The following is a 6,093-nucleotide window of genomic DNA, read 5'->3' as shown; positions in this document are numbered from 1 at the left end:
CTTCGTCCCGACCCCCCTGCTTCGCAGGGTACCCTCCCCCGCAGAGGGGGGAGGGGGATCGCGCTCGCGCTGGCGCTGACCGCCCTCACCGGCTGCGTCGTCGGCCCGGACTATTCCCGCCCTTCGGTCGAGACCCCGCTCGCCTTCAAGCAGGGCGGCGCCCGCGAGGACAGCGTGGCGCAGGTGGCCGCGAAGAAGAACTGGCGCGCCGCCGCACCCAACGACCACGCCGAGCGCGGCGACTGGTGGCGGGTGTTCAAGGACCCGGCGCTCGACCGGCTGATCCGGCTCGTGGACGTCGACAACCAGAGCCTGCGCCAGTCGGTCGCCGCCTACCGGCAGGCCCGCGCCATCGTAGAGCAGGCCCGCGCCGCGCTCTACCCGACCGTCGTCGGCGCGCCCAGCATCACGCGACAGCGCATCGCCGGCACCGAGCGCACCAGCGTGGCGCTGCTCGGCCAGGCGAGCTGGGAGCTCGACCTGTTCGGCGGCATCCGGCGCAACCTCGAGAGCCAGACGGCCCTGGCCCAGGCGGATGCCGCCCAGCTCGCGCTGACCCGGCTGGCGATCCAGGCGGAGGTCGCGACGAACTACTTCTCGCTGCGCTACGCCGACTCGCTCCAGAAGCTGCTCAACGAGAACGTCGAGAACTTCAAGCGCACGCTCCAGATCACCGAGAACCAGTACAACGCGGGCGTCGCCGCCCGTTCCGACGTGATCACCGCGCAGACGCAGGTCCAGACCACCCAGGCCGCCGCGGTGGCGGTAGCCCTCACCCGCGCGACCTTCGAGCACGCCATCGCCACGCTGATCGGGCGCCCGCCCTCGGAACTGACGCTGCCGGTCGCACTCCTGCCGAACCGCCCGCCCGCGGTGCCGGTCGGCATCCCCTCCGACCTCTTGGAACGCCGTCCCGACGTCGCGCAGGCCGAGCGCCTCGTGCAGTCGCAGAGCGAGCAGATCGGCGTGGCGGTCGCGGCCTTCTACCCGACCGTGACGCTCTCGGCCTCGGGCGGCATCTCGGGCCTGACCCGCAACGGGCTCCTGTCGGCGGCGAACCAGGTGTGGTCGGTCTCGGCCGCCGGCACCGAGGTGCTGTTCGACGGCGGCGCCCGCTCGGCCGCGCTCCAGGCAACACGCGCCGGCTACGACGGCGCGGTCGCCAACTACCGCCAAATCGTGCTCGCGGCCTTCGCGGAGGTCGAGAACGGGTTGGCCGGCGTGCGCATCCTCGCCCGCCAGCAGGCCGCGCAGGACGAGGCCGTGACATCGGCCCGGCGCGCCGTCGAGATCACGCTCAACGAGTACCGGGCCGGCACCCAGAACTTCACCACGGTCGTGACCGCCCAGAACCTGCAGCTCACGAACGAGGTCGCCGCGCTGCAGATCCGGCTCAACCGCTTCACCACGGCGATCACCCTCGTGCGCGCGCTCGGCGGCGGCTGGGACGCGCGCAGCCTGCCCGGCGACGCCGAGCTGAAGGGTGCGCGCCTGCCGATCGACCTGAGCCCGGCGGTGCGGGTGGAGGAGTAGGCGGAACGCCCGCACCCGGGCCTTGTTGACGGTGCAGTTTGCTGCGCCGCGGCGCGTGCGGGAGCCCGACCATGCCCGAACCCGAGAACGAGGCCGAACTGAAGGACGATGCCGCCTGCGGCGTCGCGCCGGCGCCGCCCTGCACGCTGGTGATCTTCGGCGCGATGGGGGACCTGACCAAGCGCCTCCTGATGCCCTCGCTCTACAACCTCGCGGGCGGCGGCCTGCTCGACCGGGACTTCAGGATCCTCGGCGTCGATCACAACGACAACACCGACGAAGGCCTGCGCGCGGCGCTCTCCGAGGCGCTGGAAGCGTTCGCCAAGGACCCGGATTCGGAGTTCCACACCGACCGCATCGACCCGCAGAGCTGGGGCTTCGTGCGCGAGCGCATCCACTTCCTCAAGGGCGACTTCGAGGACCCGGCCCTGTTCGCGGCGCTCGGCGAGCGGGTCTCGGGCAACGCGGTGTTCTATCTCGCGGTCGCGGCCCGCTTCTTCGGAACCGTGGTGGAGGGTTTGGGGAAGGCCGGCCTGCTGAAGCAGACCGAGGACGCCTTCCGGCGCGTGGTGATCGAGAAGCCCTTCGGCCAGGACCTCGAATCGGCGAAGGCGCTCAACGCTCGCATCCTGAAATGCGCCGACGAGAGCCAGTTCTACCGGATCGACCACTTCCTGGGTAAGGAGACGGTGCAGTCGATCCTGGCGATGCGCTTCGCCAACGGCATGCTGGAGCCGGTCTGGCGGCGCGAGTACGTGGACAGCGTGCAGATCACCGCCGCCGAGACGGTGGGCGTCGAGGAGCGCGGCGGATTCTACGAACCCACGGGCGCGCTGCGCGACATGGTGCCCAACCACCTGTTCCAGCTGCTCTGCATGGTGGCGATGGAGCCGCCGAACTCCTTCGGCGCGGAGGCCGTGCGCAACGAGAAGGCGAAGCTGGAGGAGGCCGTCCGGCCGGTCACCCCGGACGACGCGGTGCGCGGCCAGTACACGGCCGGGCGGCTCGACGGGCAGGATCTCCCGGGCTACCGCGACGAGCACAACGTGGCGCGCGATTCCACGACCGAGACCTACGTCGCGCTGAAGCTCACGATCGACAACTGGCGCTGGGCCGGGGTGCCGTTCTACCTGCGCACCGGCAAGCGCATGGCGAGCCGGCGCACCGAGATCGCGGTGCTGTTCAAGCCCGCGCCCTTCCGGCTGTTCGAGGGCCACGGCGTCGATCCGCTGACGCCGAACGTGATGCGCATCACCATCGACCCGCAGCACGGCGCGACGACCGAGCTCAACGTGAAGGTGCCGGGCCCGAAGATGCGCATCGGCCGGGTGCGGACCAGTTTCCGCTACGCCGACTTCTTCGCGAACCAGCCGAATGTCGGCTACGAGACGCTGCTCTACGACTGCATGACCGGCGACGCGACCCTGTTCCAGCGCGCCGACAACATCGAGGCGGGCTGGGCGGCGGTCGATCCGCTGCTGAAGGGCTGGCCGCAGGCCGACGTCGCGTTCTATCCCGTCGGCAGCGACGGCCCGGAGGAGGCGGACGCGCTGCTCGCCCGCGACGGGCGCCACTGGCTCGGGCTCGACGGTGAGACGGATTGATACCGTTTCCGGTTGATGGGTTCGGTCTAACGCATCGTCTCGGAACGAAGCGCAAGCTGCCCTATGCGACAGCCCTGCTTCTGCGGGGGGAGGGAGAGCGTCGCGCCTCACGCCTCCACCAGCAGATCCTCGTCCGCCAGCGTCCCCAGCGCGTCGTGGTGCAGGAGCACGACGCCCGTGGCGGCGGCGAGCTTGCGGGCGGCGGGGGTGAAGCCCGCGTTCGAGACCACGGCCGCCGCCTGCGCCTCCCAGTAGCGGCGGGCGGCAGCCGCCTCCTGCACCGCGGCGTTGCCGACCGGCTTGCCGTAGCGCTTGCACTGCACGACGAGGCGGGTGCGCCCGCGCGTCGCCACGATGTCGGCGCCCTGGTCGCCGCTCGCGGGAGTCGGGTGGGCGCGCCAGCCCGCCGCCTTCAGCCTTCCCAGGCAGAATTGCTCGTAGCCGATCCCGTCCTCCGGGGCCTCGTCGGCCTCGGGGAGGTCGGCGGCCTCCGCCACCGCCTCGACGATCGCCAACGCCTCGGGTCGGCGCGTCACCACGTAGTCCGGAAAGCGCGCCTCCAGTTGCGGCAGGACCGTGCGGTCGAGGAAGTAGTCGCACTCGCGCAGCCAGCCGTCGCGGATCTCGTTGCCGTAGGCGTCCACGAAGCATTCCTGGCGCCGGCGCAGCGCTAGCGTTCCGGCGTGCCGGCGCGCGATCCGGCGCACGCGGGCCCGGAAGCGACCCGGCCGTCCGAGATGGCGCAGCAGGACGAGGCAGAGCCCCGCCACGGTCGCGCCGAGGGCGGGCGGGCCGTAGACGAGGCCGAGGCCGAGGCCCGCCACGCTCGTCCAGAACAGGCGGGCGACGAGGCTGGGCTGGCCGGACATGAAACCCTCGCGAGGAGACCGGGCGTGACCGCGTGACCGGCCGGTCATCGCAGCCGGGCCTTGCCCGATCTCTAACGGGCGCGGCCCGGCGGCGCGGAGGCCCGCGATCCCTGTGGATCGCGCCGGCTCTACGCCTCGCCGCCCGCGTCCCGTCCCTTGCGGCGCTGCTGGCCGAGCCCCATCGCGCGGGCGAGGTCCGAGCGGGCGGCGGCGTAGTTCGGCGCCACCATGGGATAGTCGGGCGAGAGGTTCCAGCGCTCCCGATACTGCTCCGGCGTGAGGTTGTAGCGCGCGCGCAGGTGCCGCTTCAGGGATTTGAACGTCTTCCCGTCCTCGAGGCAGATCAGGTAATCGGGCCGGATCGAGCGGCTGACCGGCACGGCCGGCGCGCGGGCCGGCGCGGCCTCGGCCTCCGGGGGGCGCGCGAGTTGATTCAGAGTTGCGTGGACCGTGCCGATCAGGGCGGCCAGCTCGTCCGGGGAGACTGCGTTTCTGCTGATGAATGCCGAGACGATATCTGTCGTAATGACGACGTAATCCGGCTCAACACCGTTATCGGTCCGCATCACCTGTTCCTCCCCCTCGAAGACAACACTCGCTTCGCCTCTCGGCCGGCCGGCGATCGCGAGAGCGGCGGCACATTCAAGGTTGTCCGGCGCGGGGTACTATGGTTTCGGCTCTTTCAAAGCAACCGGTAAAATTGGGCCGTACTCTAGAGACACCCCGGTTGTTGCAGGAACGGCAGGACCAGACGCCGTGTCGCACCGGCACTTGCGGCTCCGGGCGGCGGACCGGGCGTGCATCGGGGGCAACGATGGGCTAAGTGCAGCACGCGAAACGCCACCTCGGCCAAAATCCCCGGGCCGAAACCCTGCGCCGAACACCCAGGGCCGACGGACCCGGCGTCGACAGACCCGGCGGTGCCGGCGATGACGGGGATTGGGCGCCGGGGCGGCCACCGGACCGGCCGCCGGAGCGGGCGACGACGGACAGGGCCTCGGCGGCGTTGCGTGCGCGGTCCGGGTGGCACGGGAAGCGGGTTTCGGCCCGCGGACGGGAGCGGCGGCCTTGAGCACCTACCGGTTCGACGCCTTGCTGAACCCGCGCACCGTCGCCCTGGTGGGCGCGGGCGAGCGCGAGGGTTCGCTCGGCCGCGCCGTGCTGGAGAACCTGCGGGCGGCCGGCTTTCCGGGCCGCGTCCTACCGGTCAACCCGAGCCACGCGAGTGTGGCGGGCTACCCGTGCGTCGCCCAGGTCTCGGACCTCGCCGAGGCGCCCGACCTCGTGGTGATCGCCGCGCCCCCCGCCGCCGTGCCGGACATCGTCGCGGATGCGGGCCGGATCGGGGCCCGCGCCGCCGCGATCCTCACCGCGCATCTCGGCACCGGCCCGGACGATCCGGGCCCGCGCGCGCGGGCCATCGCCCGCGCCCACGGCCTGCGCCTGCTCGGGCCCGACAGCGCCGGGCTGGTGGTGCCCTCCGCCCGCCTCAACGTCAGCCTGTTCGCCCACATGCCGCAGGCGGGCGACCTCGCGCTGGTCTCCACCTCGGGCACGGTCGCGGCCGCGATCGTCGCGTGGGCGAGCCGGCACGGGATCGGCCTCTCGGCGGCGCTGGCGCTCGGCAGCGCCTGCGACGTGGACGTCGCCGACTGCCTCGACCATTTCGCTGGCGACTACCGCACCCGGGCGATCCTGCTCTGCCTCGACCAGATCGACAACGCCCGCCGCTTCATGTCGGCCGCCCGCGCGGCGGCGCGCTCGAAGCCCGTGGTGGTGCTCCGCAGCGGGCGCCACCGGCCCGACCGCACCGCTTCCGGCGGCCACGCCCCGGAGACCCATACGGGCGCGCTCGCCAAGCCCGACGCCGTCTACGCCGCCGCCTTCCGCCGGGCGGGCCTGCTCGCCGTGCAGGACCTCGACGAGATGTTCTCGGCGGTCGAGACGCTCGGGCGCCAGCGGCCCTTCCCGGGCCGGCGGCTCGCCATCCTGACCAACGGGCGCGGCGTCGGCGAGCTCGCCGCGGACCGATTGGCCGAGCGCGGCGGGACGCTCGCCGACGCCGCGCCCGTTGGTCAGGATGGCGA

General features: G+C 72.4%; 5 protein-coding genes. 3 read left to right on the top strand and 2 right to left on the bottom strand.

The window, feature by feature from the left end:
• Positions 1-57 precede the first annotated feature (57 nt).
• A complete protein-coding gene (locus AX737_RS31100; RefSeq protein ID WP_156454070.1) occupies positions 58-1,533 on the top strand; it encodes an efflux transporter outer membrane subunit in 1,476 nt (491 codons plus the stop codon).
• A gap of 71 nt (positions 1,534-1,604) precedes the next feature.
• Positions 1,605-3,137, top strand: a complete 1,533-nt coding sequence (zwf, locus tag AX737_RS31095; RefSeq protein ID WP_082773393.1) for a glucose-6-phosphate dehydrogenase — start codon at positions 1,605-1,607, stop codon at positions 3,135-3,137.
• Between the two features lie 107 nt (positions 3,138-3,244).
• On the opposite strand, the gene AX737_RS31090 is transcribed toward zwf, so the two are convergent.
• Both AX737_RS31090 and AX737_RS31085 read right to left on the bottom strand, forming a co-directional pair.
• Complete coding sequence (locus AX737_RS31090) at positions 3,245-4,006, bottom strand: restriction endonuclease (RefSeq protein WP_066928017.1); 762 nt, start codon at positions 4,004-4,006, stop codon at positions 3,245-3,247.
• Positions 4,007-4,134: 128 nt separating this feature from the next.
• Complete coding sequence (locus tag AX737_RS31085; protein WP_066928016.1) at positions 4,135-4,572, bottom strand: MucR family transcriptional regulator; 438 nt, start codon at positions 4,570-4,572, stop codon at positions 4,135-4,137.
• Positions 4,573-5,074: 502 nt separating this feature from the next.
• Between AX737_RS31085 and AX737_RS31080 the strand changes: the two genes are divergently transcribed.
• On the top strand, positions 5,075-6,093 hold a 1,019-nt coding region (locus tag AX737_RS31080; protein ID WP_197430778.1), incomplete at its 3' end, for a CoA-binding protein.

Source organism: Methylobacterium sp. CCH5-D2, from assembly GCF_001556475.1.
GTDB lineage: Bacteria > Pseudomonadota > Alphaproteobacteria > Rhizobiales > Beijerinckiaceae > Methylobacterium > Methylobacterium hispanicum.
The sequence above is the reverse complement of the archived record's forward strand: the minus strand, read 5'-3'. Positions and strand labels throughout refer to the sequence as shown.

Coding starts and splice junctions, on each gene's coding strand:
- zwf (WP_082773393.1), top strand. CDS start 1,605: ATGCCCGAACCCGAGAACGAGGCCGAACTGAAGGACGATGCCGCCTGC.
- AX737_RS31090 (WP_066928017.1), bottom strand. CDS start 4,006: ATGTCCGGCCAGCCCAGCCTCGTCGCCCGCCTGTTCTGGACGAGCGTG.
- AX737_RS31085 (WP_066928016.1), bottom strand. CDS start 4,572: ATGCGGACCGATAACGGTGTTGAGCCGGATTACGTCGTCATTACGACA.